Source organism: Sedimentibacter sp. B4 (genome assembly GCF_000309315.1).
GTDB classification, from domain to species: Bacteria; Bacillota; Clostridia; order Tissierellales; family Sedimentibacteraceae; genus Sedimentibacter; species Sedimentibacter saalensis.
This window is the reverse complement of record NZ_CANG01000046.1, coordinates 62,957-89,110: the sequence shown is the minus strand read 5'-3', so window position 1 is coordinate 89,110 and position 26,154 is coordinate 62,957. Positions and strand designations below refer to the sequence as shown.

Genomic DNA, 26,154 nt, shown 5'->3' with positions numbered 1-26,154 from the left:
TATTGTCAAAGAGATAAAATAGTTGTATTATATAAAAAAGATTTCAAGGAGGTATTTTATGGAAATAAGATTTTCTGATAGGGCAAGTGGTTTAAAGGCTTCTGAAATAAGAGAGCTTCTTAAATTAACAGAAATGCCTGAAATAATTTCATTTGCAGGCGGTCTTCCGGCAAAGGAATTATTTCCAATAGAAAAAATAAAAGAAGTAATGCTGGAAGTTATGGACAAAGATGGTACCGCTGCATTACAGTACGGCCCTACAGAGGGATATAGACCTCTTAGAGAAATAGTTGCAACAGAGAGGATGTCAACTGCACACATGAATCTTACTGCAGATGATGTGATCATAACCACAGGTTCACAGCAGGGCCTTGAGTTTTCGGCAAAACTGTTTCTGAACAAGGGTGATACAGTAATTTGCGAAAGTCCAAGTTATCTGGGAGCCATAAATGCATTCAAGGCTTATGAACCAAGGTTTGTTGAAGTTGAAATGGATGAAAATGGCATGATAATGTCAGAGCTGGAAAAGGCTTTAAAGGATAATCTGGATGCAAAAATGATTTATACAATTCCTGATTTTCAGAATCCAACAGGCATTACAATGTCTGATGACAGAAGAAAAAGAATAGCTGAATTAGCATCTGAGTACAAAATTCCTGTAATCGAAGACAATCCATATGGAGAGCTTATATATGAAGGAGAAGTTCATCCTGCTATTAAGAGTTTTGATAAAGATGGATGGGTAGTGTTCCTTGGCACATTCTCAAAAACCTTTACTCCAGGTTTGAGACTGGGATGGATATGTGCTTCCCCTGAAATCCTCAATAAGTATGTGCTTATAAAACAAGGAGCTGATTTACAGTCAAGCTCACTTGACCAGAGAATTGCTGCAGCATTCATGCAGAAGTACAATCTGAATGAACATATAGAAAAAATCAGAGAAGTTTACGGAAAACGAAGAACTTTAATGCTTGAAAGTATGGATAAGTATTTTCCTGAAGGAGTAAAACATACAAATCCATATGGCGGACTGTTTACATGGGTTGAATTAAGAAAAGATCTGGATGCAGCTTTAATAATGGAAGAATGTATAAAAGAAAATGTTGCTTATGTTCCCGGAGGGAGTTTCTTCCCAAACAGCGCCCGCAAGAATTTTTTCAGGGTTAATTATTCATGCATGCCTGAAGAAAAAATTGTCGAGGGTATAAAAAGGCTGGGAAAAGTTTTAAGCATATACTACTAGATCATATAAAAACGGCTGTGGATTATTGTCCACAGCCGCATATGTTTGAAATCTTTATATCCATTGAAAATTTTGTTACACCGTCCATGTGTTCATAGATTTCTGTAATCAATTTTAAAATCTTGCTTTTCTCACCTCTGACGAAAGTTGAAAGAACTCCAACACTGTTTTCAAGTCCTGAACCGTTTATAATATCCAGAACTTCTTTTACATCGTCCATATAATTATCACTTACTATGGGGGTGAATGTTAATTGACATGAAGCTACTTTTTCCAAAGGGCACATATGTAACCTCCAACAGCAGTACCTGCTAATTCATTTTCTTTTTCGTAATTGTAATCCTCTTCAGGGGAAAGGGGTGATACGAAGAGACATTGACCAGAATCAGCAAGTTTTTCTTTGTTCCAGCTTTTCATATCATCCAGGGTTTTAAATTTAGCATATTCAAATACTGTGTTTTTCCTGAATGATTCATCCTGATACAATTTTCCCCAGCTGCTGTTGCTTGAAATGGTCCCAATCAATACTTGTCCGCCATCTTTTACAACATTTAACATTCCTTCAAGGGCATTTGGAGCATCCTCATCATCAACAAATTCAAAGGCAGCCATGGAAAATACTGCATCAAATTCATTTTCTTTAAATTTCAAATCATTTAAATCCATGTGTAAAAACTTGATATCTAGATTTTCTGCTTCTGCTTTTTTGCGTGCATTTTCTAGCATGTTGTCTGAAATATCAATTCCCATAACATCACAGCCCATTTTTGCAAGCTTTATGCTGAAGTTTCCTGTTCCGCAGCCAACGTCTAAAACTTTCATTCCTTTTTCAACTTGTATCATTTTAAAAGCAAGTTCTGTTTCAACTGTATCTACAAAGCTTCCTTTTTTATCTGTATACCATGCATCATAATCAGATGCAACATTATCAAATATAGCCATAAATTTTACTCCTAATTTTTTTGTTTACTCAAGACTCTTAATAATGTGTTTTTTATAATTCATAAAATTTTCGCTAACAATGAAATCCTTATGTCTAGGTTTTGTTTCTTCAATTATTATTTCCTCTGTAATTTTACCGGGTTTGCCTGCAATAATATAAATCCTGTCAGACAGCAATATTGCTTCATCAATATCGTGAGTAATAAGAAATGTGGAAAGTTTTATTTGCTCCATCACCTGCAGATACCATTGATGCATATTGCCCTTTGTAATGTTGTCCAGTGCACTGAAAGGTTCATCCAGCAATGCAACCTGGTTTGAAAAAAGATATGTCCTGAGCAGAGCTGCTCTTTGCCTCATTCCACCTGAAAGCTGTTTAGGATATTTATTTTCAGTACCTGACAAACCAAACTCTTCAAAATATTTGGCTGTGTATTCCCTTGCTTTTGATTTTTTCTCTCCCCTTATAATCAAGGGGAGAGATACATTGTCAATTATAGTTTTATAAGGAAGAAGCAGATCCTTTTGCAGCATGTAACTTACATTGCCTGTTGTACCTGTAATGTTTTTGCCGTCAAGTTCAACTGTGCCGCCATCAGGCATTACAAGACCCGATATTACATTAAATAATGTTGTTTTCCCAACACCACTAACTCCTAAAATGCTGACAATTTCACCTTGTCTCAATTCTATGGAAATATCATCTATTATTCTAGAACCGTCATAAAAAACGGTTATATTTTTAGTAGTTAGTTTATTCATAATTTTCCTCTAATCCTTTTTATTATTTACTTATTCAGGAAGGTATTCATTAGTAAATCCTGTGCCTTCAGGAATTCCATTTTCAACTAATTTGTTTTCAAACAGCCATCCGTAGAAACTGTCCCATCTGTCCTGATCTATATATCCCCATTTTTCTGCATCTGCAATATATTGATCAGCAAGCCATTTTTGACTTTCAACAACTATTTCAGGATTTAATTCAGGAGCTGCCTCTAACAATATTTGAGCAGCTTCTTCAGGATTTTCTATTGCAAATTCATATCCTTGTTTTATGGCAGTCAATGCTTTTTTAACAGTTTCAGAATTTTCCTGTGCATATTCAGTGTTTGTAATCAAAACTGGGCAGTAGTAATCCAGCTCCTTGCCATAATCTGCAAAATTCAGGTAATTAGTATCCAACCCCTTAACTTTTGTTGCTATACCATCCCATGCATAAAATACCCACACAGTATCAATATCAGTTTGCAATGCAGTAATAACGTCAGTTACTGTGCTTGGCACCATTTCAATTTCATCAAAGTTTCCACCGTCATCTTCAACTATTTTTTTAATGATTGCCTTTTCTATTGGCATATCCCATGTTGCATAGTTGTATCCTGCCATTTTAGCAGGGGAGTCAATTCCGTCTTCTTTCAATGAAATAATACCTGAAGTGTTGTGCTGAATTAATGCAGCAACTGCTGTAACAGGCATTGAGTTTGCAGAAGCAAAGTTTGGCGCCAGACTGTCCTGGAAGCTTACTCCAAATTCGGCTCCGCCTCCGCCAACCAAAGCTACAGCTCCGTCTTCAGGTGGCTGCATGATTTCAACTTCAAGACCTTGTTCTGCAAAATAACCATTTGCTTGAGCAACATATAAACCTGTATGGTTTGTATTAGGTGTCCAGTCCAGTACTATTCTTACTTTTTCATTTGTTTCTTTGTCTGAATTTTGTGGTTCATTTGCACTACATGATGTGAACATAAACAATGAAAGCACCACCATAACAATCAGATAAAAAGATGTTCTTTTTATATTTTTCATTTTTATTTTCCTTTCAAAACTTGTTTCGATTAATTTTAATAATTTTCTTTTTTTGTATTTTCCCATGGCATTGAAGCTTTTTTTAGAAATGATACTGCAAACATCAATATTAAGCTTATTGCTGAAATAAAGAATATTACAGCAAACATTTTATCAAAAGAATAAGATTTTCTTACCCTTGTCATATAAACTCCAAGTCCAGTGAAACCTCCCAGCCATTCAGAAACAACGGCTCCCACAACAGAATAAGAAACTGAAATTCTTAATCCTGAGAAAAACTGATTTAATGCACTGGGCAATTTAATATGTATGAAACATTGAAGTCTGTTTGCTCCCATTGCCTTCAACAAGTTTATTGCATCAGTGTCAGCAGATTTAAATCCTTCCAACAAACTTACAGCTATGGGGAAGAATGTTGTAATAACAATTAATGTAATTTTAGGCAAAATGCCATAACCCAGCCACAACACCAAAAGAGGAGCAATGGCTACAGTAGGAACCGTCTGTGTCATAACCATGATGGGATAGACAGATTTGTAAAAAAAGTTGAACCTGTCCATTAAAACAGCTATAACAAATCCAAGCAAAGTTCCTATGGTTAAACCTAAAAATGCTTCAGTTAATGTTGCCTGTGCATGCTCCATCAGCAATGGAAAATCATTGACAAATGCCATTACTACATCAACAGGAGAAGGAAGCATATACTTTGGCACAACTCCCGTAGAAGACAACAGCTGCCAAACAATCAAAATGACAACTATTGCAAAAAACGGAGATATTTTATTGATGATGTTTTGTAACTTTTTTTTCAATAGTAAGCACACCACCATCCGGAGCAAAACTAATTTTTACATAGGCAGATACCTTTGGAGCTCCTGCTTTTACTGCTACTAATTGACAGTTCTTTATAATTTCCATCAACTGGTCATAATCTCCTTCAATTGCTGTTTCACTTGGTCCCACATAGTAGTTTAATCCCGTGCTCTTAATATAAGCAATTACTTCATCTACAATACGGATAACCTCTTCATCTGAATTTACGTGTGGTAATACTTGAATAGCTACATTTGCTTGCATAAAGCCCTCCTAGAATTTAGTATTGGTAAAATAAAAACCTCTCCCGGTAATGGAAGAGGTTGTAATCCTAAAGGTATACGCCAATATATACAATCCCTACGCCAGCATTACCTGGATCAGGTTCCAAACAGTTTTTACTGTTTTAGGGTTTTGAACATTGGAGTAGTTCTTTTCTCAGCCTAATTCATTAAGCTCCCCTGCAGGATAGATATTATCACATCAGTACATCATTGTCAATGATTCGCTAGAAATTATTAAATATATTATATTACTACAATATATTGCCTTAATACAGTTTTATTTGACATTGTTTTTCTCAACTTTATTAATTTAGTAACGATAAATCCTTATATAAAAGCTTTTCAATAACTTGTCTGACCAAGACAGATGCATTAACTAGAAGCACTTTTTTATAAATCAATATTTATAATGTTATAACTTTATAAATATATGGAAATATTTGCAATATTAGGGTATTATTGTTTTGATAAGCAGAAAATATTATTGTTGCATATTTGTAGAAAAATGTTACATAAAGTTTTAGAGATTTTAACACAACTTTCCAAGAATACCCCCCACCTCTAAATTACCTTGTTCATCTTAGTGAAAATGTAAGGTGGCGGGATGAACGGAGGAGAACCATTAGAAGTGGTGAAAAGATACTAAAACTTAAATCAAAAGAATCACTAAAATGACCAATAAATAAAAAAACAACATATTGCAAATGAAGCAGAAGGAAATCATATGAAAACAACTATAAATAAAATCAATGTACCAAGTGACAGAAGGATTATTGTTACGAGTGATGTTCATGGTCACTACAAGCATCTTAAAAACCTGCTTGAAAAGGTAAATTTTTCGGAGAAAGATATACTCTTCATTATTGGTGATATTATTGAAAAAGGTCCGGAAAGTTTAAAGACACTTAGATATGTTATGGATATTTGTAAAAAATATACGGTGTACATCCTAATGGGTAATGTAGATGCGTGGCGCCTTACTATGTTTGAAGATGACGATGCTGAAAGTAACGAGGAGCTCTTAGACTATATAATATATATGAAAGAACGTTGGGGTGGCTGTTTTTTTTCGGATATGTGCGATGAATTAAATTTTTGTATAAGCTCCCCTTCGGATATACCGGAAGCAAAACTAAGAATTAGCAAAAGCTTCAATGACGAATTTGAATTTCTTCGTTCCCTTCCAACAATAATAGAAACACAAAATTTTATATTTGTCCACGGTGGACTGCCGACTGCCGATATTGATTCTCTCGTTGGTGACGATGCATTTAATGTTCTAAAAAACGATGCCTTTATAAATAAAAACTTATACTTTCCCAAATATGTTATAGTCGGTCATTGGCCGGTCACTTTATATGGGGACAAGATAGCATGCTCAAATCCGATTGTAAATCATAATCAAAAAATCATCAGTATTGATGGTGGTTGCGGATTAAAGCGTGATGGTCAACTCAATGCATTAATTATACCCGACATCAATTCTGCTGATTTTACTTTTTCAAGCTATGATGACTTTCCTATCGACATCGCAATGACATCACAAGAGGAGTCTGCAAATTCAGTAAACATCCGCTATACAGATAATAAAATCAAGATTCTCGAGAAAGGTAATGAATTTTCATATGCACAACATATAACCACGGGGTATTGCTTCTATATACTTAATAGTTATATATACAGCTATAGTGAGAATTCAGCATGCGATGATTATACAGACTATTGTTTACCTGTGAAAGTAGGAGATGAGCTTTCAGTTATTCAAAAAACTTCCAGAGGCTACTTGGTAAAAAAGGATGGTATCAGCGGATGGTATAGAGGCAAGCTAAAGAATGACATATAATAGATAGCATATCACATTTTAAATTATATGTAACATTAGAATAGAGATAAGAGAAGATGAATTATAATATATATATAACAAGAGAAATATTTCATGATATTAGTTTAGCTGTAACAGTCTGAATTTTTAATTTATTGTAATAAAATTGAGTGAGATTAAACTTGATAAGCCATGGAGGTTACAATGAAGAAACTTGTTATATTTGGTATGATGCTAATGTTTTTGATAACATCATGTTCTATTAATACGCCTAAAACCAACAATGATAGTACTGATAACAATGTAGAAGAAAATGTAGTAGAAATAGACAGATCAGAATATTTAACCGGCGAAATAATTACCGATGGTAATTATGAAATTTCATCTGGCGGAATAGGCTGTATTTGTTTTGTTCCTGATAAAGAAAGTAGAGAAATAATTAAAGATAAATACAGCACTAATGACTTGTACTATTTAAATGATGAAAGTTATTTTATATATTATGATAATTTATCAGTCACAGAAAATTTGCCAAAAGATTTAGGAATTTATAAGGTAAAAGTTAAATTTGACTTAAAGAATATTTATAATTACGACAGATTCAATTTAATTGACATAACACTGGTTGATAATATAGGTACAATTTTATATGAGGGCAAAAGTTATGAAACAAATGATTTGGATTTAGATGTTAAAGTTAAAGACAGAGTTTTAGGACTTATTGTTGATTCAGTAGACAAATTTGGAGATGAGGGATTTAGAGTAGGCTTTTGCGGTGAAATAGAGACAGAAGGCTATTATAATATTTTTTACGGTGAACTGCACGGCAGAAATTTAGGAATTATATACTATGATGAAAAATATGAAAAATACGTTCCAATGATGATGGGAGAGAGCAATAATAAACAATTATTTTATTTTGTTGATAATAAAGATTTATTCGGTCAATTAGAGGATTATTCATCCTTTGGCAGAGGAAAATTTAGAATCTCAAATTTTCATATAGTTTATAAACATGGTATGGGAAGAGAGCCTTCAGAAATATTAACGGAAATTGTGTCTTTAGATGAAGGCTATAAAAATATGTTTGAAATAACAGATAAAGCTGAAACAAATGTAAATGGCTATAATGACAACTTTGCAATTGTTTCTATTCCAGCAGAATATGATGAAAATAATTATGCGAAATCTTTTGATTATTATTATATAAATAAAAATATCTCTAAAAAAGTGCATTTGTTAACAACTGAAGACAATTATTTTTTAGGTGATGTTATCAGTGAAACAGAATTTGTTTTAAAATCAGAAGGATATGATGAAAAGGCCGGCGCTTACGGTGTTCTTAATGAAATCAAATGTAAAATTACAGACCAGGGTGCAGTGCTGACTTACCCAACCATAGCTGAAAATGAAAAAATTGATAAATTTAATTTAAGTGCTATTGATGACAATTATAATCGAATAGCTACTGATGGAAATTACATTTATTATATTGATATGAAGACAAATTATATAAATAGAATTAGGTTAGATGGTACCGGCAATGAAACTATATCTAAACAAAAATGTTATGAATTATATTACTATAATGGAAAATTGTATTTTCAAGGATATAAACAGTTAAATTCTTGGATTTCTTGCATTGACACAGATGGAGGAAACTATCAAATCATTTATGGCGATAGGGAGAAGCTGATAAATAATTTCATAATCCATGATGATATAATTTATATGACAGTATTTGTTGAAGAACAAGAAGCAGGCTACGCCTATGGCTTTTATAAATATAACTTATTAAATGGTGAAATGGAAACATTTGATGATAGCATTGCTTTACCTCAATCGCCTGGTTTACGGTTAATTAATGATAAGATATATTATGGAGTAAATAATAAAATCAGAGAATATAACATTAATACAGGTACTATAACAGAGTACAATACTGTTATTTATAATATTCAAGAATATAATAATTGGATTTATACATATTCGTGGTCTTCTATTAGAAAGCATTCAACTGATAATATAAGTGAATATGACGAAATCTTTGAAATTGATGAGGGATTCTTTCTCAGGAAAATCAGTATAATAGATGACTTAATATTCTTTACATATTGCCATGATTATACCAAAGAAGATAAGAGTGGTATTTATGTAGATGTAATGAATATTGATGGAACTAATCGTAAAAATTTGTTCTACTTTGATTATTCAACATTAGGACATTATACCTTTGATACTATTTATGTATTAAATGATAAATTGTTTGTTATTTCAAGGGACAATGAATATCCAATATTTAAAGTGTTTGATTTTGAAGGTAATGAACTTTGGAGTTTATAAAAACAAATTAAGTGTTTTTTAATTAAATTTATTCAGATAGCGCATATAGATTGTTTGCTGTTTGCTTAATTTATTTATAAATTATAAAAAATTTCTATTGGATACAAAAAAGATACATTTATATGTTATTATGTATTCGGGGGTGTAAACATGATATTTAAACTTCTTTTAGTTGAAGATGATCCAGAAATAAGGGAAATCATTACAGATTACTTCATAGTAAAAAGCGATGGTTTATTTGATATAAATAATGCTGAAACTGGAATTGATGGTCAATTAAATTGTATGAACAACGAATATGATTTGGTTCTTTTAGATGTCATGCTGCCAGAAGTTGATGGGTTTACAATTTGCAGAGAGTTAAGAAAAACAAGCGATGTGCCTATTATATTCATTACTGCGAGGCATAGCGAAAATGACAGGCTTTATGGATATCAGCTGGGATGTGACGACTATGTAACCAAACCTTTTTCTCTTGCAGAGCTGTATGCGAAAGTAACTGCATTACTGAGACGTTCAAAAGGCATGGTAAGAAAAGGAATAATGAATGCAGGATGTATAAAATTAGATCCGTATCGATGTACTGCATATGTAAATGAGGATGAAGTGATACTTGCTCCCATAGAATTTGCAATTTTAAAAATTCTAATGGAGAATAGCGGTAAAGTAGTTAGCCGAGATAGTCTTATTATTAGAATCTGGGGATGTGATTTTGATGGTAATGACAGAGTGGTAGATAATCATGTAAAAAAACTGCGTAATGCCTTAGGCAGTGCTTCTGCTCAAATAAAAACTGTATTTAAAAAAGGATACAAACTGGAGGTAGACAATGAATAAGAATAATACAAAGCGCTTAGTCTATTTGCGCATTTTTATTGCATTTTTGGCTACTTACCTGGTGTTGATGATAGGTTTTACAGCATTTCTTGTATCTTTGGAAAAGGAAGCTGCAGGGAAAGAATTCGGAAATAGAGCTCCGCAAATCAGTGATAGAGTAGAGGAAATTTTAAATAATTATATTGACGATGATAAACAAATTATAGATTTAGCCAAAGTAAAAAAGGAATTTGTTAATAGATCACCTGTATATTTACTAGATGATGCTGAAGTTGCAATATTTACAAGTGATTATAAACTTGTTTATAGTACATATAATACGAAGGATTATTGGAAATGTATTTATACAGAATTTGAAGATGGAAAAGAATCATTCAATAATGTTGGGTTATTAAAACTAGATGATTGGTTTAGCGAAGAAGAAACAAAAGAACTTGAAAGTTATTTGTATGCTAAACCTAAGGTAGAAAAGGTTGGAGACCTTTCCGGATATTCAGTACATATAGATGGTTTTTGGATGGATAATGAAATGATTATTCCACATAGTATATCTGTCTCACGTATGCGTGCTAGTGAGTTTGATGAAGAAGGAAATGTAACTGCAAGTAGCGGATCAGTAACAAAAGGGAATTTCTACATCAAAGATTTTAATAATTCTAAGAATTTGCCATATTATGAAATGGGCAATATCATTCCAGAGGATAATGAAAATATAAACATTAAAACTCAAGATGAACTTCGTAAAATGGTAACAGATGAATCAAATATAATTAATTATTTGGAACAGTTGAAAAAGTGGTTGCCTACTTCGCTTAAACCAGTTGAAAGAGTAAATATGCTAACCTATCGCTACTATTTAGTAGTGCCTTATCAAAATTCAATTCGGGTATTGAGTGATCAGAGCTTATACAGTGAATTCTATACTGCTGTCGGTATTGACATTAACATATGGGAGCGCATCTCTTCTACATTAGCATATGTTTGGACTTCATGCTTAGTAATATTTATAATTGCAGCATATATCCTTTCGAGGCAATCTTATAAAATATACTTGAAACAAGAGGAACTTGATAATCAGCGCAAAGAAATGACTAATGCTCTTGCTCATGATTTAAAAACTCCATTGAGCATTATTTCAGGCTATGCTCAGAATTTACAAGAAGACATTCATACTGAAAAAAGAGAGCATTATGCCAGCCACATTCAATCGAATATCTTTCGTATGGATAAAATTATAAAAGAGATGTTGGAAATGTCTAAATTAGATTCTGAACCATTTGAAATTATTTTTGAAAGTGTATCTTTGAATGAGATTAGCAGTGGAATTATTAATCGATACAAAAATATATGTGATGAGAAATCAATAACAACTAATATTGTGGGAGATGCTGTTGTAAAAGCAGACAAAGCTTTGATAGAGAGGGTTATCGATAACTTTTTTGTTAATGCTCTTGATAATATGAATGATGGTGGAAAAATTCAGATATTAATAAATGATGATACATTTGAAATCTATAATAGCGGCAGCTATATACCAGAAGAAATTATTGACGATATTTGGCTTCCTTATAAAAAAGGTAATGCAGAACGAAGCAATACAAAAGGTTCAGGTCTAGGACTTTCAATTGTACGCACAATATTAGAATTGCACAAGTTTACATATGGTGTAAATAACAAAAAAGATGGTGTTACATTTTGGTTTAAATTTAAGTAATATTATTAAACATAATTTTTATGTAGTGAATGGTTGGGAGTAAGTGTTAATTATAAATAAAAAAACATGATCCACATATGACGGTTGGAAGAATATCTTCAATGGATTTACTTGATAACGCATTTGATGATGTAAAAAACTATAAAGATAAATTTAGTACTGTGGTCAAAGAGATATCAGTTGAAATGATCGGCGATCATGAAGAATCAATTATCATAATAGAACATGAGCTAAATGGGTAGTTATATGAAAACTTTAGAAAAAATAGTTGAATCAGAAAAATATATTCCAATTATGTATTTAAATTATCAATTAACTTCATATATCTGCATACACATAACCCAGAAGTAGCAAGTATTTACAGCTAATTAGGATTTTCAGTCGGAATATTTAAGTCATGGTGGGCAATTAAAGGAAAACTACCTGAATGGTGCCAACAATAAATCTAAGATTGGAGTCAACAATATGAAAAATATAACACAAAGGCCATTTATGATTCTTTCAGATTTTATGGCAATATATCAGTTTATGATTGATATTTATGAAAAAGATTGGAGAAATGGAGTTCCAGCTCCATTTTTTGAATATGCGCTTTCTTCTGATTGGTCAGATAAGACAATGAGTCACAGGAATATGATTTGGGAAGCTGATGGCAAGATTGTGGGATTCTGTTTCTATGAAAGTCAACTTGGTAAAGCCTTTTTCAGCTTAAGACCAGGATATGAAGAAATCGCATCTGAGATGATTGAACATGCAGCTAAGGCTCTAATTGATAAGGATGGAAATTTAAAACTTATTATTTTTAAAAATCAGGATGCTGTGGCTGAGGCGGCCATTGATGCAGGCTTTGAAAAAACTGGTGAATATGTTGATATGATTTTTGACTTCAATAAAAAGTTAGATTATAGGTTGCCAAAAGGTTTTAGCTTTGTGGAACCCCATAAATACGACATGGCAAAAGCGTTGATATGCTGCTGGAAAGGTTTTGACCATGAAAAAGAAGGTCCATGGGATGGGAATCTTGATTGCGGATATCATTTGTATTATTCACCTCATGCAACGCCACAGTATGATGTAGCAATTCAGAATGAAGATGGCGATTATGTATGCTGGGCTGGAATGTGGTGGACACCGCAAAATCATTTGGCATATATGGAGCCGCTTTGCACAGTACCAGAGTATCAAAAGAAGGGGCTTGCAGCTGCTGCATTATCAGAACTGTATAGAAGAATGAAGCCACTTGGTGCAACACATATGACTGGTGGAAGTAATTCATTCTATGGCAAAATTGGATTCGAACCAATGATTACATGGACATACTGGAGCAAATAAGAAGTTTATAATAAATATAGTATTGAAGATTAGGTAGTGTTCAAAGATTTTTATAGTGGCAAAAAAGTAGGTAAAATATTCAGTGAGGGTATTTAATCTTAAATTAGTTATACAAAATTATTTGATAATATGCTGAACCGTCCCCACTGGTCTAAAAAACATATGGAATTTTTGGTAATAGTAAGTTATGATTGTTTTAATGAGCTGATAATAATTTTGTTGCACATTTACAGAATAGAACTAACTAAACATTACTTTAGTGATAGGAAATTATATTAAAATAATAATTTTAATGGAGATATCATGGCTTATGATACAAAGAAGATCATAGATATTTTAATAAGTAATATTTCAGAAATGAGTGAAGTACAATCAATAGGAATATGTGGTAGTAAGAGCTCTTTTCCACGTGCAGGAGAAGGGGATATTGATATTTTTATATATTGTGATATGATACCTAATCCTGAAAAAAGACAAGCCATATTAAATCAGTTGGGTAACCATGTACAAGAATGTAAAGTAAATATCTTTGAAGGGGGACATTGGGGAATAGGTGACTTCGTGCTTATAAACGGAATTGAAACTTGGTTAATGTATTTTACAGTAAACGAAACCGTAACAGATGTAGAATCTATACTCAGTGGTAAATACCCAGATAAATTGGATAATTACTACTATCCAATAGGAAGATGCGCCATGTTAAAAAATATCAATATTTTATGCGATAAAAATAATTTCTTAGATGACTTAAAAAAAGGATTATTCGAGTACCCGGATAAATTGGGAAAGATACTTATTCAATACCATTTAGATGAACTTGATGATACCGAAGATTTGGAACGTGCAGTAGTCAGAAAAGATGTACTGTTTTACCACTTTGCTATGGATATTGCAGTTGACCACTTCCTTCAAGCGTTGTTTGCTATTAATAAAGTCTATTTCCCAAGCAGAAAAAGAACACTTGATTTTATTGAAAATTTCAATATTAAACCCGAAAACTGCAATGAAAAGTTATTAGAGGTTATTAGGTTAGGTGGTTTATCAGAAAAAATTGACCATTCTTTTTCAATATGGAGCGATATGGTAAATGAACTAAAGAAATTGAGTAATATTGGAGAGATAAATTCGCCCTCTTCATTTTGATTTATTGGGTAATAGGGTTAGGTACTATATTATGAAAAATATTAATTAGCAATTGAGAGGTAGTGTAATATGGCAAGAGAAGTATGGGATGCTTACGATAAAGATGGTAACAAATTAGGATTTAATCTATTTAGAGATGAACCTATTCCAGAAGGTGTTTATCATATTGTTGTTGAGATTTATACGATAACAGAAAGTCATGAAGTATTGGTAACGCAAAGACATAAGAATAAACTATTTGCTTTAAAGTGGGAAGTGACTGGTGGTTCAGTTTTGAAAGACGAAACACCAGAACAAGGTGCGATTAGAGAACTAAGGGAAGAAACTGGAATAGAAGTAACGAATTCGGATTTGAATTTTGTATACTCTTATAACTATAAGAATTTTCCTTCTATTTATAAATGCTTTATAGTATTCATAAACAAAGAAAAAACAAAAATTCAATTACAAGATGGAGAAACTATTGATTTTCGTTATTTACCATATAATGAATTTAAGCAATTCATTCAAACAGATGATTATGTCAGTTTATTAAGAGAACGTTTTTATTTTCATGAAGAGCAATTTGATACTATTATAATTAGATAAGAGTGAAATTGCGGAGAATTAACATATAAGTAGAATATGGAGTTGTTTTATGGGAAAAGCTAGGGTCATTGTTTTTGATTTATTTGAGACATTGCTTCATGATATTGATTTTAATATTAATTTGGGTTTATCTTATCTACATGAAAATATTTTATCACAAAATACTGATAAAATTGAATTTCTAGATTATGCAGCTACATATTGGAAAGAACTTTATGATAAAAGATGCGAGGATAATTCAGAGCTAGCATTTGAAGAGGAACTTTTAGATTTTAAGAATAAATATGGATTTAAAGTAAATTATTCGCTAGAAGAAATTTTATATAATTGTGCACTTGAAATAAATGCTACGGAATTGTTTGATGACACTATTTCTACTTTAGAACAGCTTAAGTCATTAGGAATTCCAGTTTATTTATTAAGCAATTCCATATTTAAAAAGAATGTAATGAAAAAATTTATAAACCAATATGATCTGGAAAAGTATTTTACTAATATATATTTTAGTGCTGATTATAAGATAAGGAAGCCGCATAAAGATTTATTTAAAATTGTATTTGATGATATTAAAAAGTATGATAATAGCATCGAAATGAGACAAGTTTACTTCGTTGGGGATAATTTTAAAGCTGATGTTTTAGGGGCAGAAAGTTTTGGCTTTACACCAGTTTTTATTAACCGTAAACATGATATTAATATTAATAACAAAAATTTTATTGAGATAAAATCGCTAAATGAAATATTGGAAGTAATTAGTTAAAGATATATGATTCAAGTTTTTTTTTAAGCGTTGTAAAGCAGATTTTATTATCAAATTGATATTCTATAATAAATTTACATGTTTTAACGGAAAGGTGGAGTTCATTATTGGGCAAAAGAGACAGTATGGTTTTGTTTAATTCCATATCACAAATTTATGGAATGTTTTATAAAATTCAGAAAAAACGGTTTAAAGATGTAATAGAAATCGTTAAAAAGGAACTGGATATTAAAGTATTCAAAACAATTTTAGATGTGGGATGCGGAACGGGTGCCTTGTGTTCGGTTCTAAATGATATGGGTCTAAAGGTGACAGGCGTTGATCCTGCTGAAAAAATGCTGAATATTGCAAGAGAAAAGCCTGAAAATAAAATGGTTAACTTTGCTAAGGCTAATATTCTTGAGAGATTGCCTTTTGAGGATAAATTATTTGATGCTTCAATTGCATCCTATGTGGCTCATGGCATGGGGCAGGAAGAAAGAAAATTAATGTATGCAGAAATGAGCAGGGTATCAAAATCTAAGGTCATAATTTATGATTATAATGAAAAAAGGTCTCTCCCGACCACAATAATAGAATGGTTAGAGGGAGGGGACTATTTCAATTTCATAAAAAATGCTGAATCAGAAATGAGAGAGTGTTTTTCTGATGTTAAGACTGTATACGTGGGTGTAAGAGCAACCTGGTATATTTGTACGCCAAAATAGTAAGATTTAAATAAGTTTTACAATAGAATTAAAAGCATTATTTGGAGAAGGGAGGATAAGAATAAAATGGAAATAAATATGAAACCAATTGGGTATATCAGGACTAATTACAATGATGATTCTGATATACCAAGACAATCGATTAATAATATGAAAGAAAAAGGCACAATAGAAATATTGGATGAATTTAAGGATGGAATAAAGGATATTGAAATAGGGTCATATATAGTTGTTTTATTTTATTTTCACAAATCGGAATATCAGCATTTGATTTCTAAAAAACGCAATAATGCCGGTATTTATTCAACAAGATCGCCTCATAGGCCTAATGGCATAGGAATGTCTGTTGTGAAGATAATTAATATAGAAAATAGCAAATTAGAATTTCTTGGTGTAGATATGCTGGATGGCACTCCAGTTTTAGACATTAAACCATATATTGAGGATTTGAATTCCATATAAAACAATGGACTATTGCTTGCGTTGTAAGAAAAGATTAGGAGAAATCAATATGAAAAATGTGAAAATAACAGTGATGAAACAAACAATTTATCAAGATTTGATAGACAAGTATGAAAATCCCATACAGCACGCCTGCGATATGGAGATTGGGCAAGTATTTGTTGCTAATGGGTGGCAAAAGCCTGAAGGATTGTGCGACAGTGCATGGGAAAGCATGTCTGCGTTTGTTATGACACTTGCCCACGGCGGAGAAGACATCTACGAAGGTTGGATGAAAAATAAAAAGTCAGCAATGATTTCTTGTAATGACGGTTTCCGTCCTGTGAGTTTTTTGATTGAAACACTGGATTAACCGTATTAATCAATTTATAGAGAAAAATACTATTGCAATTATTAGATCTGATAATGACATACGGATCGATACCAGGCTATGGTAAAAGCAGAGCCTTTATTTTATATAGGCTCTGTTTTTTGTTTTGAGTTATTCATTTTAACAAGACGGATACCAGCCTATAATCTCATATGGTATTGTAAATTCTACAATGCCTGTAGAATATGGTGCTATGTCATATTGCTGATAATATATGTTCATGCCGTAAGGAGTTAAAAAATAGCTTTCTGGGTTAAAGTTTTCTATTATTAAATTTTTATAATCTTCAAAATAAATACCTGGATTTTGATTTAAATTTTGTTCCGCTTGTTTTGTTATTTCGTTTATTAATAAATTCATGTAATTTGTTCCTCTGTAAAAATAGCAATACATTGGAATATAAGTCCCTTGGCATGTTTCCCACGTATCAGAGCTTCTTATTGTGCTTCCGTGGGCTCCGCCTGTAAATTCATATTTATCTTTATAGAGGCTTAAGAAGCAGTTATCATTATATGTTATGTTGTATTCCATAATTGCTTCATTAACATGAAATGGAAAATTGTTAGTTTGAGAATCATGATAATATTCAATTGCATTATTGTACAGTGTTCTTGAAACATAATTATAATATTCTCTAATCTGCATGGTTATCATGTTGTTAATATTATCTTCAGCTGACTCGTTATGAGGTATATTTATCAATGGATATTTAATAGTAAGCGTTAGAACTACAATGTTGTTGTATCTAAAGTTTCTTTTTAATTCATTCATTTCAATGATTGCAGTACAATATGGTTTTTTCATTTACATCCCTCCTGCATTATATTATGTTATTAATAAAAAAGTGTACTATTAATAAATGTGCAGGAAAAAAGCAAATTTCATTAATTATCATGTTTTGCCTGATTCGTTTTTATTGAACAAAAATCCATGTTATGGAATCTTCACACAGCATGGATTTTGGTTAAACTCAAATACTGTTGGAAAAAGTTCGCCAATTAACATACTACTGGCACCTTATTTACTTTTTATCCATCCTATTCCATTGGTGGCGGAGATAGTTTCATGTATGACTCAATAAATATAACTTAATCAGAAATGTGAGGTGGCTATCAAAGCAATCTCAAAGTGTAAATGGCAGGAAATATTAATAGTTGGTGAAGTAATAGATGATTTAAAATTATGAAGAACCTTATTATCGGGATATACTTAGTGATTAATGAATGTGGTTTTCTGAATATAAAACAAACAAGGGTAGATCCTGTTTCTAGGTTCTACCCTTGTAAATTTTATCAATTTTTAATAACTTAATTTTCTTACCCACATAAGAGCTTTTGTATACAAACTCATAAACTTTTCCTGAGTTATTCCTAAAGCTTTTTTATTAACACCAAAACTATTCCATTTTAATAATTCAAAGTTAATAACCATGTTCAGTACATTCCTTATCTCGTTGTCTGCACCAAGCAATGCATCTTTGACATCATCGGTCAAGCTTATCTCATCTACAATTATATTCATGTCTTTGTTTAACAAAACATCAATGGAGGAAAACATTCCGGTCATAAAATAATCCAATCTCTTATCATCAATTCCTGTCTCTGTTGCCAGTAGCTCCATGAATTTTGCTCTGATAAAACAGGTTTTTATCAGTTCTTTATTTTCTACAATCTGTATATCCTTGAGCATCATTACATAAATCCATTTTCTGATTTCAAGTATACCTAATTGAACCAATGCTTGTTTTATAGACAGTATTTTATTTCTTGATCCAAAGAAAGCAGAATTGGCTAGCTTTAACAATCTATAAGATAAGCCTAAATCTGATTCAATAATCTCAGTAATTTGCTGATAATCCGGTTCATTATTGTTTAATAAACTCATAATTTTAATCAAGTTTATATTTAAGCTGTCTATTTCTTTACCTTTCATGATTACAGGCTTGCTGAAAAAATAACCTTGGAAATAATCGTATCCCATATCAACAGCTAATTGATATTCTTCTCTTGTTTCAACCTTATCTGCTATAAACTTGATTTTATTTTTATATTGTTTTATTAATTGACGTTGTTTTAAGTAATTTACAGCGGAAAACTCGATTTTAACTATATGTGCAATTTCCATGAGAGGCAAATATGATTCTTTGTTGATGACAAAATCACCAAGAGCTATAGTATAACCCTTTTCTCGCAATTTTTTACATGCTTGGATTACATTTTCGTTAATTTCAACATTTTCTAATACTTCCACAACTACTGAGTCAGCTGGTAATAACAAAGGAATTTCTTCTGTGAGAAGTTTCTCAGAAAAATTTATAAAAGCTTTTGTTTCATCAGTTAGTTCGTGAATATCCATAGTTAAAAAGGCATTACTGATTAATTCAGCTGTTGTCTTATTGTCATCAGTTCGTTCATTAAAATTGTTTATACTTCCGCGATAAAGTAATTCATATCCTATTACATTCATATTGTTATCAAATATAGGCTGACGAGCTACATAAACATCCATTTATAAATCCTTCCAATCTTTAGTTTTAATTTGACACTAACTATGTTTAATTAATTGTCAAATATAAAAAATTGCATTACTTTAACATCTAGCAACTAAGATAACTTTTTTATCATTATAACATAATTTTTTCCAATTTAATATAATAATTTACATGAAATGTTAAGCTTTTAGCTATAGTTGATAATTCTGGTGCAAACCCACTTTATCTTTATTTGTTTTGCCGCGAATTTAAAGTGCTGAAGAATCTATTATGATAAAAATATTGTACATATAAATAATTAGTGATATAGTGTTAGAAAACGATATCATTAAACAAGTTATAATATTAGCATTGGTGTAACATCTTCAGAAATTAAATAGAATTGGAGGACTATGGTTACTGAACTCAGTCATGATGTTATTGGTTTTGTAATTTGTCTATATATTTTCCTATTCTATAATTTTTGTAGAAAATTCTATGCAAAGATACATTCAGAGTAGATGGTTTCACAATAATTAATATAACAGCTCCTGCTGAAACTAAGACTGTAATTCTTGAAGTTATGGCTAACGTTGATAATACATCTGTTAATACTACTGTAACTCAAGATTCAAAAATATATGATGCGTCTTATAATGCATTTGTTACGGGTTCAACATTGGCAGTTATGTTAGAGGCACACCTAACAAGCTAATAGTTAATTCTAACTATTAAGAAGAGGCTATTGTACTAAAATAAAAATTAAGTGCGAGGTTAATGTCATTAATTTAAGATAATGACATAAAAGAACAGAGTATATCAAAAACTCTGTTCTTTTTTATGTAATTTTTTAAGAAACAACTTTATGATATAAACAATCGGCTTTATCTAGATTGCATTGTGCAAACTGTTAATGAACAAAACGAATATGAAGCAAAATTATTAAATCTCATTGTTGGAATTTTATATAATTTAACTTAAAGCACTATCAACAGGTGCCAATGTTTTATAAAGGTACATATAATAGAAAAAAGGTAAATTTAGAAGCAGTAGTCTTTGTATGATTAATAATAATTTTATAAAGAGAACAAACAATTATAAACATAAATTATGCCGATCTAAAAATATATTTAACAAAATTATCATGCATCCCATTATTCCAGGTGAAACAGACCATATCCCGGAAAAAGTAATTACTATTCCTTCAAGCCCTATAGATTAATTAAATGTTTAAGGAGATATAAATGTTTTCATTAAATAATAATTATCAAAACAATGAAGACTTAATTATAAACATACCAGGAATTCCCGCAGAATTTGTAACTATTCCTGAATATATAACGGTGCATTTAGGTCGCCCTGATGAAGTTGCTGAAAATGTAACCGTACCATTTATTGATTACATTAAAAACGTAGCATCTTCAGAACTATATCCTACCTGGCCTGAAAACGCATTAAGAGCAAATATACATGCTATAGTTTCTGTTGCATTAAACAGGTATATCTTAGAATGGTACAGGTCGAGAGGATATGAATTTGACATTACAAATACAACACAATTTGATCAGGCGTTTGTTAAAGGCAGGGGTATATATGAAAGTGTTGATAGAATTGTTAATGAAATATTCAATGATTATGTTATCAGAGATGGTCAAGTAATACCTCTTTTTACAACATTTTGTGATGGAAAGGTGACTTATTGCAATGGATTGTATCAGTGGGGAAGTGTAGATTTAGCTGAGCAAGGTTATACTCCCATGGATATTTTAAAATATTATTTTGGAGATGATATTTCTTTAGTTGAAAATGCACCCGTTGGAGGTGTAGGTTTGACATATCCCGGAGAGCCGCTTACGCCTGGCGATTCAAGCATTATTATATTGAGACAACAATTAGGGTTAAACAGGATAGCAATGAATTTTCCTGCCATCCCACAAATAATTCCTGCAAATGGTTACTATGGGGAATCTACAGAAAATACAGTCAGAGAGTTCCAAAGAATCTTTAATTTGCCTGTAACAGGAATAATAGATAAAGCTACATTTTATAAAATAAGACAAATTTATGCAGCGGTTTCCAAGTTATCCGAATTAGTAGTAGAAGGTTCGATATATGAACAAATAATCGAAATATCAAAAGATGCTTTTTTAAAAGGAGACATAAGGCCTGGCGTTGATCTGTTACAATATCTGCTAAGTGTTATGTCAGTTTACTACCAATCTGTACCAAGTGTTGCGATAACAGGAATATTTGATGAACAAACCAGGGTTGCTGTCATTGAATTTCAAAAAGTTATGGGTCTGCCAACAACGGGTATTGCAGATGAAGATACATTAAACCTTTTGATTAGGGCTGCACTTGGAATATTCACCACATTGCCTCCAAAAGAAGTATATATTCCCTATTTAAGGTTTCCAGGTTTACCTTACAGAAAAGGTGAGGGTAGAGAAAGCCCCGGCATATTGATAGCACAAGAAATGTTATCTTATATATCGTTGGCTATTCCATCAATCTCCTATATAAGCGAAGATGGCATATTTGGAGAAGAAACAGAAAGAGCAGTAATAGCTTTTCAACAAATGTTTGGATTAGAGACGACAGGAGTGATAGATGAAGCTACGTGGAATGAATTATCAAGAGTCTATATGCAACAGAGATATGGTGGGCTTCAACCGACATTATAAAAATTTAACAAATAAAAATGACTAAGGTCATAAAACGTGAATTATTTAAGTGCAAAATTAAGATAAAGCAAAACGACAGCTAAAGACATATTACATAATGATAAGTTCTTTATAAATAAACTCCATCACTCTACTGCATATATTAAAGTATAAGTTTTAAGAAAGGAAATGATATAATGTTGTACTCAATTCGTTCATATAATAGATTAAATGCAAGTGAAACAGGTATATTAGACATTAGAGTATTAGATAATAGAAATAGACCTATATCAAAAGCTTTTGTTAGTATTGCTAAAATTTCTTATACAGGTCAATATAATGAAAGTGCAGAAGGTATAGTAATAGCAGAATTATACACAGATAATAATGGTATAGTCCATATAGAATTACCAGTATTAAATGAGTTAATGGATAGTAATGAATTTTATTCTGCGAACGTTTCTGACGAAGGATATTATAACGCTTATATTTACTATATTCAAATATGGCCTAATATGGCCACTTCATATGAGGTGGGCTTAACCCCAAGGATCAATGGAGAAGAAAGATTTAAATTTATTTTTCAACCAAAAAAAGGAACCATTCATGAACATTAATTTTATCTAATTAGATTTTATATACTTTTGCTAAAAGATTCTATCATATTCAATTTTATGGAGTAAAGCAAAAGAATATATATTTTCTGATATTTATTCTTTTAATTAAGTAAGTTTATCATTCAAATATCGCAGCATTTTAAAATATATTTATCACAAAAGCTATTGTCAAATCCGTAAAAAAAGGATTTAGCCAATGCTAAATCCCAGTAAATTCAATGGTCGGGATGAGAAGATTCGAACTTCCGACCCCAAGTCCCCCAGACTTGTACGCTAACCAAGCTGCGCTACATCCCGAATACATATGAGATTATAACCTATTTTGACAATTCTGTAAAGTGTTATTGAACAAAATTTTTAAAAGTGAATAAGAATTTAAATTTAATGTTGCTTTTTAAATTGTATTCTGTTAAAGTTTAAATATCCATGTATGTTGGATAAAATATTATATAAGGATGTACAAAAAATGAGTGAAGATAAAGATTTATTTGGCTGCAACTGCTCTGATGATGAAGGATGCGATTGTGGCGATGAAGGATGCGGATGCGGTTGCGGAGACCACGACGAAGAAATAATGACAATTACGCTTGAAGACGGAACAGAAGTTGAATGTGCAATAATTGCCATTTTCCCAGTAGAAGACAAAGACTACATAGCATTGCTGCCTTTGGAAAATCAGGAAGACGGAGAAGTGTTCCTGTACGGCTTTGAAGAATATGAAGACGGAAGCTTTGAATTATTGAGCATAGAATCTGACGATGAATATGAGCAAGTTACAAAAGCTTTTGATGAAATTCTTGATGAAGCTGAAATTGATGAATTACTTGACGACGAAGAAGAAGACGAAGATAAATAATATAAAACCCGCCAATGCGGGTTTTGTTTTTTGCATAAAAAAACCGGCTTTTTAGCCGGTTATATTTTATTGGTTTTTAAGAATTACGTCGTGAGCTCCGCCTTCTGAAATACTTGTTGAAGATACAAGACAAAGTCTTCCGTCTTTCTGAATATCTTTAATTGTTTTTGCGCCGCAGTTGCAGAATGTTGATTTGATTTTGTGAAGTGTGCTTCCAAGACCATCATCAAGTTTTCCGTTAAATTTGAACACTTTTTATAATCGATTTTAAAAAACAATCGGCAGTTTTTTTATATTTCAATCCACAATTACATTTAGGTAATTTTAACATATGAGCGAAAAATATGCAATAACTCTTTTGTAGCATAGTTTAAAAATACTAGCCAAGTTCATCTTCCTTTGGCATTTCAAATACATTATTTGGATAACCTCTATATGGTAGACAAGATTAAATAAGAAAAAACTAATTGATGTTAAAATTAAAATGTTCATATGATAGTTTTATAAATAAAAATGATAGAAACCCTTTTGCAAAAAAAGATTTAATATTGAAAAAACAATTGAAAAGAATAGGTTTTATAGAAGTCTATATAAATTTAATAACTTGACTATAATAAAAAATAATGTATAAAATTACAAAAAATACTTGACAAATAAGGGAAAGTATGGTATAATAATTATGTAGGGTAGAATAAATTTTAGACCTTGAATCAGCAATTCTTTATTGCTGATATGGCTAAATTCAGGCAAAATTAGGAGAACTTGATTTATATAACTTTGATTATCAGTTGCAAAAATTAGTATCTTTAAGAAATTTAGTAGGGCGTTTGCTTAACGCCTTTTTTGTATGTTTATAAATATTTAATAATAAGGTGGTTGGTAGATTAATGAAAAAACGGTGTTAATATATTTAAAATTTAGAACAAACTAAGTATTTATAATAGGTTTGTATCTTAAAATTAATACTTATAATTCAATGACAACAGAAAGGCAGGTGCAAAAATGATATAAAAATATATCAGTTTTATTTTATGGATGGTTCAATTTAGATATAAAAATGTATCGTTTTTATTAGTTACAGGTGCATGACAGATATAGAAATGTATCGAAACTGAACTGTATAATCTATAACATATATAGTCTATAACATATTATATAAGGGTTTCTTCACTTTCAGTGAAATAAACCTGCAAAGCATATAAAATTTAAATAAATATTTTAAGGAGAGTTTCAATGTCAAGAAGAAAACAAAGTACAATTAGTTTAAGCAATAAAGTGCTTAAAGGTTGGGAAAGAAGTGGTGTAATCAGTAAGTTTAAAGAATTGGGTGAAAAGGGTTTAGCGATATATTTTCTTTTAGCAAGAAGGCAAAATGGAGAAGGCTTAACTTGGATTGCCATTAGAGAAATATTAGACGCCTTAAATCTTCAAGGAAGAGATAAGAAAGAAATTGTTAGGGTTTTAAATTTGCTGAAAGAAGAAGGCTTAATACTCTGCAATGATATAGAAGATAATGTTAGCACGAGTAAAGAATTAAAGTTTTTAATAGAAACAGATTTGAAAGATGATAGTTTTACTACATTCTATCCAAATAATTTTGCGTTTTATAAATTATTAGGCGCTAAAGGGTTTGCGTTATTTTGCATGATAGAAAGCTATATAGGAACTAACAAAAGTGGGTATCCTACAATTAAAACATTGGAGGAAAAGACAGGGTTTAGCAAGAATACTATTTTACAATATATATTTATATTAAATGAATTAGGAATATTTGATGTATCGTATGGAACATATGATAAAGGTATTAGGAAAAATGATAATAATGTTTATTATCCAAATAAAGTAGGTAGAATTAAACTCTTAGAACGTATAAATGAAAACTATGAGGAAGTTGTTTCGGAATTAGAAGATATTAAATTCAAATATGAAGAACACAAAAGCCAAAGAGCAGAGAAAATTGAAAATAGTAAAAATAATAAAGATGAACATAGTATAATACAAATTGGATTTAGCATACCAAAATCAGAAAGTCAAAATAAATATGATATAGGTAATTGGTTTTAACAAGTAAGGCAACTAAAAGTGGTTGGCTTTTTTTATTGCAAAAAACAGGAGGAAATAATGAAAGATACAATCAGTCAAATGGAATTAAGTTTAACAAATTGCAAATTATTAGTTGAGCAGTTACTAATGACTAATTCTCAAATACTATTAAACAACGAAAGAGAACTGAATAAAGTAAAAATAATGAAACTTCAAATCGATGAAATATTAAGGGGTATAAACAGTAATAAATTTTAATTTATTGGAACGGTTTCAAATCTATTGCAAGCATTGGATGTCAACCACCAAAGCATAAAGATTAGGATTAAGTCAATCAAT

The 26,154-nt window shown here is 31.2% G+C and carries 25 protein-coding genes, 1 tRNA gene, 1 pseudogene and 1 riboswitch; of the genes and pseudogenes, 17 read left to right on the top strand and 10 right to left on the bottom strand.

Going from position 1 to position 26,154, the window contains the following annotated elements; genetic code table 11:
• Positions 1–58 precede the first annotated feature (58 nt).
• Positions 59–1,243, top strand: coding sequence for a PLP-dependent aminotransferase family protein (locus tag BN358_RS09680; protein ID WP_019229050.1), 1,185 nt, complete (start codon positions 59–61; stop codon positions 1,241–1,243).
• Positions 1,244–1,265: 22 nt separating this feature from the next.
• Here BN358_RS09680 and BN358_RS09675 read toward each other — a convergent pair whose 3' ends face one another.
• From BN358_RS09675 to BN358_RS09650, 6 genes are read right to left on the bottom strand one after another with little or no spacing between them, the layout of a single operon-like run.
• Complete coding sequence (locus tag BN358_RS09675; protein ID WP_019229049.1) at positions 1,266–1,529, bottom strand: YkoF family thiamine/hydroxymethylpyrimidine-binding protein; 264 nt, start codon at positions 1,527–1,529, stop codon at positions 1,266–1,268.
• A complete protein-coding gene (locus tag BN358_RS09670) occupies positions 1,508–2,185 on the bottom strand; it encodes a class I SAM-dependent methyltransferase (protein ID WP_019229048.1) in 678 nt (225 codons plus the stop codon). Before BN358_RS09670 ends, BN358_RS09675 begins: the two co-directional genes overlap by 22 nt.
• 24 nt (positions 2,186–2,209) lie before the next feature.
• Complete coding sequence (locus BN358_RS09665; RefSeq protein WP_019229047.1) at positions 2,210–2,947, bottom strand: ABC transporter ATP-binding protein; 738 nt, start codon at positions 2,945–2,947, stop codon at positions 2,210–2,212.
• A 30-nt stretch (positions 2,948–2,977) separates the two neighbouring features.
• Positions 2,978–3,991: an ABC transporter substrate-binding protein gene (locus BN358_RS09660; RefSeq protein WP_040582307.1), complete on the bottom strand. Its 1,014-nt coding sequence runs from the start codon at positions 3,989–3,991 to the stop codon at positions 2,978–2,980.
• Positions 3,992–4,026: 35 nt separating this feature from the next.
• Positions 4,027–4,803 (bottom strand): ABC transporter permease, encoded by a 777-nt coding sequence (locus tag BN358_RS09655; protein WP_019229045.1) that lies wholly within the window; start codon positions 4,801–4,803, stop codon positions 4,027–4,029.
• On the bottom strand, positions 4,772–5,068 hold the full coding sequence (locus tag BN358_RS09650) for a thiamine-binding protein (RefSeq protein ID WP_019229044.1): 297 nt from the start codon (positions 5,066–5,068) through the stop codon (positions 4,772–4,774). The genes BN358_RS09655 and BN358_RS09650 overlap by 32 nt, the downstream gene beginning before the upstream one ends.
• A 76-nt stretch (positions 5,069–5,144) precedes the next feature.
• Positions 5,145–5,275, bottom strand: a riboswitch (TPP riboswitch).
• A 537-nt stretch (positions 5,276–5,812) separates the two neighbouring features.
• Between BN358_RS09650 and BN358_RS09645 the strand changes: the two genes are divergently transcribed.
• The 11 genes from BN358_RS09645 (at position 5,813) to BN358_RS09595 (ending at position 17,148) form a co-directional block, all read left to right on the top strand.
• Positions 5,813–6,931, top strand: coding sequence for a metallophosphoesterase (locus BN358_RS09645; protein WP_019229043.1), 1,119 nt, complete (start codon positions 5,813–5,815; stop codon positions 6,929–6,931).
• Positions 6,932–7,114: 183 nt separating this feature from the next.
• A complete protein-coding gene (locus BN358_RS09640) occupies positions 7,115–9,253 on the top strand; it encodes a DUF5050 domain-containing protein (protein WP_019229042.1) in 2,139 nt (712 codons plus the stop codon).
• 150 nt (positions 9,254–9,403) lie between these two features.
• The gene (locus BN358_RS09635) at positions 9,404–10,090 is read left to right on the top strand and encodes a response regulator transcription factor (protein ID WP_019229041.1); all 687 of its coding nucleotides are present in this window, start codon (positions 9,404–9,406) and stop codon (positions 10,088–10,090) included.
• Complete coding sequence (locus tag BN358_RS09630; RefSeq protein WP_019229040.1) at positions 10,083–11,804, top strand: sensor histidine kinase KdpD; 1,722 nt, start codon at positions 10,083–10,085, stop codon at positions 11,802–11,804. Before BN358_RS09635 ends, BN358_RS09630 begins: the two co-directional genes overlap by 8 nt.
• Before the next feature lie 465 nt (positions 11,805–12,269).
• Positions 12,270–13,136: a GNAT family N-acetyltransferase gene (locus BN358_RS09625; RefSeq protein WP_019229038.1), complete on the top strand. Its 867-nt coding sequence runs from the start codon at positions 12,270–12,272 to the stop codon at positions 13,134–13,136.
• 303 nt (positions 13,137–13,439) lie between these two features.
• The gene (locus BN358_RS09620; RefSeq protein ID WP_019229037.1) at positions 13,440–14,279 is read left to right on the top strand and encodes a DUF4037 domain-containing protein; all 840 of its coding nucleotides are present in this window, start codon (positions 13,440–13,442) and stop codon (positions 14,277–14,279) included.
• Positions 14,280–14,348: 69 nt separating this feature from the next.
• Positions 14,349–14,867: an NUDIX domain-containing protein gene (locus BN358_RS09615; RefSeq protein ID WP_019229036.1), complete on the top strand. Its 519-nt coding sequence runs from the start codon at positions 14,349–14,351 to the stop codon at positions 14,865–14,867.
• 49 nt (positions 14,868–14,916) lie between these two features.
• Complete coding sequence (locus tag BN358_RS22350; protein ID WP_019229035.1) at positions 14,917–15,627, top strand: HAD family hydrolase; 711 nt, start codon at positions 14,917–14,919, stop codon at positions 15,625–15,627.
• A gap of 107 nt (positions 15,628–15,734) precedes the next feature.
• Complete coding sequence (locus BN358_RS09605; protein WP_019229034.1) at positions 15,735–16,334, top strand: class I SAM-dependent methyltransferase; 600 nt, start codon at positions 15,735–15,737, stop codon at positions 16,332–16,334.
• 66 nt (positions 16,335–16,400) lie between these two features.
• On the top strand, positions 16,401–16,796 hold the full coding sequence (gene tsaA, locus BN358_RS09600; protein WP_019229033.1) for a tRNA (N6-threonylcarbamoyladenosine(37)-N6)-methyltransferase TrmO: 396 nt from the start codon (positions 16,401–16,403) through the stop codon (positions 16,794–16,796).
• Between the two features lie 49 nt (positions 16,797–16,845).
• Positions 16,846–17,148: a TIGR04076 family protein gene (locus tag BN358_RS09595; RefSeq protein WP_019229032.1), complete on the top strand. Its 303-nt coding sequence runs from the start codon at positions 16,846–16,848 to the stop codon at positions 17,146–17,148.
• Between the two features lie 138 nt (positions 17,149–17,286).
• Here the strand turns inward: BN358_RS09595 and BN358_RS09590 are convergent, their stop codons facing one another.
• The gene (locus BN358_RS09590) at positions 17,287–17,970 is read right to left on the bottom strand and encodes a DUF3298 and DUF4163 domain-containing protein (protein ID WP_019229031.1); all 684 of its coding nucleotides are present in this window, start codon (positions 17,968–17,970) and stop codon (positions 17,287–17,289) included.
• A gap of 495 nt (positions 17,971–18,465) precedes the next feature.
• Positions 18,466–19,674 (bottom strand): EAL and HDOD domain-containing protein, encoded by a 1,209-nt coding sequence (locus tag BN358_RS09585; RefSeq protein WP_019229030.1) that lies wholly within the window; start codon positions 19,672–19,674, stop codon positions 18,466–18,468.
• Positions 19,675–20,880: 1,206 nt separating this feature from the next.
• Between BN358_RS09585 and BN358_RS09580 the strand changes: the two genes are divergently transcribed.
• A complete protein-coding gene (locus BN358_RS09580; protein ID WP_019229029.1) occupies positions 20,881–22,320 on the top strand; it encodes a peptidoglycan-binding protein in 1,440 nt (479 codons plus the stop codon).
• 176 nt (positions 22,321–22,496) lie between these two features.
• Positions 22,497–22,916, top strand: a complete 420-nt coding sequence (locus BN358_RS09575; RefSeq protein WP_019229028.1) for a hypothetical protein — start codon at positions 22,497–22,499, stop codon at positions 22,914–22,916.
• A gap of 219 nt (positions 22,917–23,135) precedes the next feature.
• On the opposite strand, the gene BN358_RS09570 is transcribed toward BN358_RS09575, so the two are convergent.
• A tRNA-Pro gene (locus tag BN358_RS09570) sits at positions 23,136–23,213 on the bottom strand.
• Positions 23,214–23,382: 169 nt separating this feature from the next.
• On the opposite strand from BN358_RS09570, the gene BN358_RS09565 reads away from it, so the two are divergent.
• The gene (locus BN358_RS09565) at positions 23,383–23,772 is read left to right on the top strand and encodes a DUF1292 domain-containing protein (RefSeq protein ID WP_019229027.1); all 390 of its coding nucleotides are present in this window, start codon (positions 23,383–23,385) and stop codon (positions 23,770–23,772) included.
• Positions 23,773–23,838: 66 nt separating this feature from the next.
• Here the strand turns inward: BN358_RS09565 and BN358_RS09560 are convergent.
• Positions 23,839–24,015 (bottom strand): annotated as a pseudogene (locus BN358_RS09560) (IMP dehydrogenase); the annotation flags it as partial.
• Positions 24,016–25,005: 990 nt separating this feature from the next.
• Here BN358_RS09560 and BN358_RS09555 point away from each other — a divergent pair.
• Positions 25,006–25,836, top strand: a complete 831-nt coding sequence (locus tag BN358_RS09555; protein WP_019229025.1) for a helix-turn-helix domain-containing protein — start codon at positions 25,006–25,008, stop codon at positions 25,834–25,836.
• A gap of 57 nt (positions 25,837–25,893) precedes the next feature.
• Positions 25,894–26,073 (top strand): hypothetical protein, encoded by a 180-nt coding sequence (locus BN358_RS09550; RefSeq protein ID WP_019229024.1) that lies wholly within the window; start codon positions 25,894–25,896, stop codon positions 26,071–26,073.
• Positions 26,074–26,154 lie beyond the last annotated feature (81 nt).

What these genes read in the sequence shown, in the direction of transcription:
- BN358_RS09645 (WP_019229043.1), top strand. Translation starts at nt 5,813, where the DNA reads ATGAAAACAACTATAAATAAAATCAATGTACCAAGTGACAGAAGGATT.
- BN358_RS09640 (WP_019229042.1), top strand. Translation starts at nt 7,115, where the DNA reads ATGAAGAAACTTGTTATATTTGGTATGATGCTAATGTTTTTGATAACA.
- BN358_RS09565 (WP_019229027.1), top strand. Translation starts at nt 23,383, where the DNA reads ATGAGTGAAGATAAAGATTTATTTGGCTGCAACTGCTCTGATGATGAA.
- BN358_RS09665 (WP_019229047.1), bottom strand. Translation starts at nt 2,947, where the DNA reads ATGAATAAACTAACTACTAAAAATATAACCGTTTTTTATGACGGTTCT.
- BN358_RS09585 (WP_019229030.1), bottom strand. Translation starts at nt 19,674, where the DNA reads ATGGATGTTTATGTAGCTCGTCAGCCTATATTTGATAACAATATGAAT.
- BN358_RS09555 (WP_019229025.1), top strand. Translation starts at nt 25,006, where the DNA reads ATGTCAAGAAGAAAACAAAGTACAATTAGTTTAAGCAATAAAGTGCTT.
- BN358_RS09550 (WP_019229024.1), top strand. Translation starts at nt 25,894, where the DNA reads ATGAAAGATACAATCAGTCAAATGGAATTAAGTTTAACAAATTGCAAA.
- BN358_RS09670 (WP_019229048.1), bottom strand. Translation starts at nt 2,185, where the DNA reads ATGGCTATATTTGATAATGTTGCATCTGATTATGATGCATGGTATACA.
- tsaA (WP_019229033.1), top strand. Translation starts at nt 16,401, where the DNA reads ATGGAAATAAATATGAAACCAATTGGGTATATCAGGACTAATTACAAT.
- BN358_RS09635 (WP_019229041.1), top strand. Translation starts at nt 9,404, where the DNA reads ATGATATTTAAACTTCTTTTAGTTGAAGATGATCCAGAAATAAGGGAA.
- BN358_RS09630 (WP_019229040.1), top strand. Translation starts at nt 10,083, where the DNA reads ATGAATAAGAATAATACAAAGCGCTTAGTCTATTTGCGCATTTTTATT.
- BN358_RS09680 (WP_019229050.1), top strand. Translation starts at nt 59, where the DNA reads ATGGAAATAAGATTTTCTGATAGGGCAAGTGGTTTAAAGGCTTCTGAA.
- BN358_RS09595 (WP_019229032.1), top strand. Translation starts at nt 16,846, where the DNA reads ATGAAAAATGTGAAAATAACAGTGATGAAACAAACAATTTATCAAGAT.
- BN358_RS09650 (WP_019229044.1), bottom strand. Translation starts at nt 5,068, where the DNA reads ATGCAAGCAAATGTAGCTATTCAAGTATTACCACACGTAAATTCAGAT.
- BN358_RS09625 (WP_019229038.1), top strand. Translation starts at nt 12,270, where the DNA reads ATGAAAAATATAACACAAAGGCCATTTATGATTCTTTCAGATTTTATG.
- BN358_RS09590 (WP_019229031.1), bottom strand. Translation starts at nt 17,970, where the DNA reads ATGAAAAAACCATATTGTACTGCAATCATTGAAATGAATGAATTAAAA.
- BN358_RS09575 (WP_019229028.1), top strand. Translation starts at nt 22,497, where the DNA reads ATGTTGTACTCAATTCGTTCATATAATAGATTAAATGCAAGTGAAACA.
- BN358_RS09620 (WP_019229037.1), top strand. Translation starts at nt 13,440, where the DNA reads ATGGCTTATGATACAAAGAAGATCATAGATATTTTAATAAGTAATATT.
- BN358_RS09580 (WP_019229029.1), top strand. Translation starts at nt 20,881, where the DNA reads ATGTTTTCATTAAATAATAATTATCAAAACAATGAAGACTTAATTATA.
- BN358_RS09660 (WP_040582307.1), bottom strand. Translation starts at nt 3,991, where the DNA reads ATGAAAAATATAAAAAGAACATCTTTTTATCTGATTGTTATGGTGGTG.
- BN358_RS09615 (WP_019229036.1), top strand. Translation starts at nt 14,349, where the DNA reads ATGGCAAGAGAAGTATGGGATGCTTACGATAAAGATGGTAACAAATTA.
- BN358_RS22350 (WP_019229035.1), top strand. Translation starts at nt 14,917, where the DNA reads ATGGGAAAAGCTAGGGTCATTGTTTTTGATTTATTTGAGACATTGCTT.
- BN358_RS09675 (WP_019229049.1), bottom strand. Translation starts at nt 1,529, where the DNA reads ATGTGCCCTTTGGAAAAAGTAGCTTCATGTCAATTAACATTCACCCCC.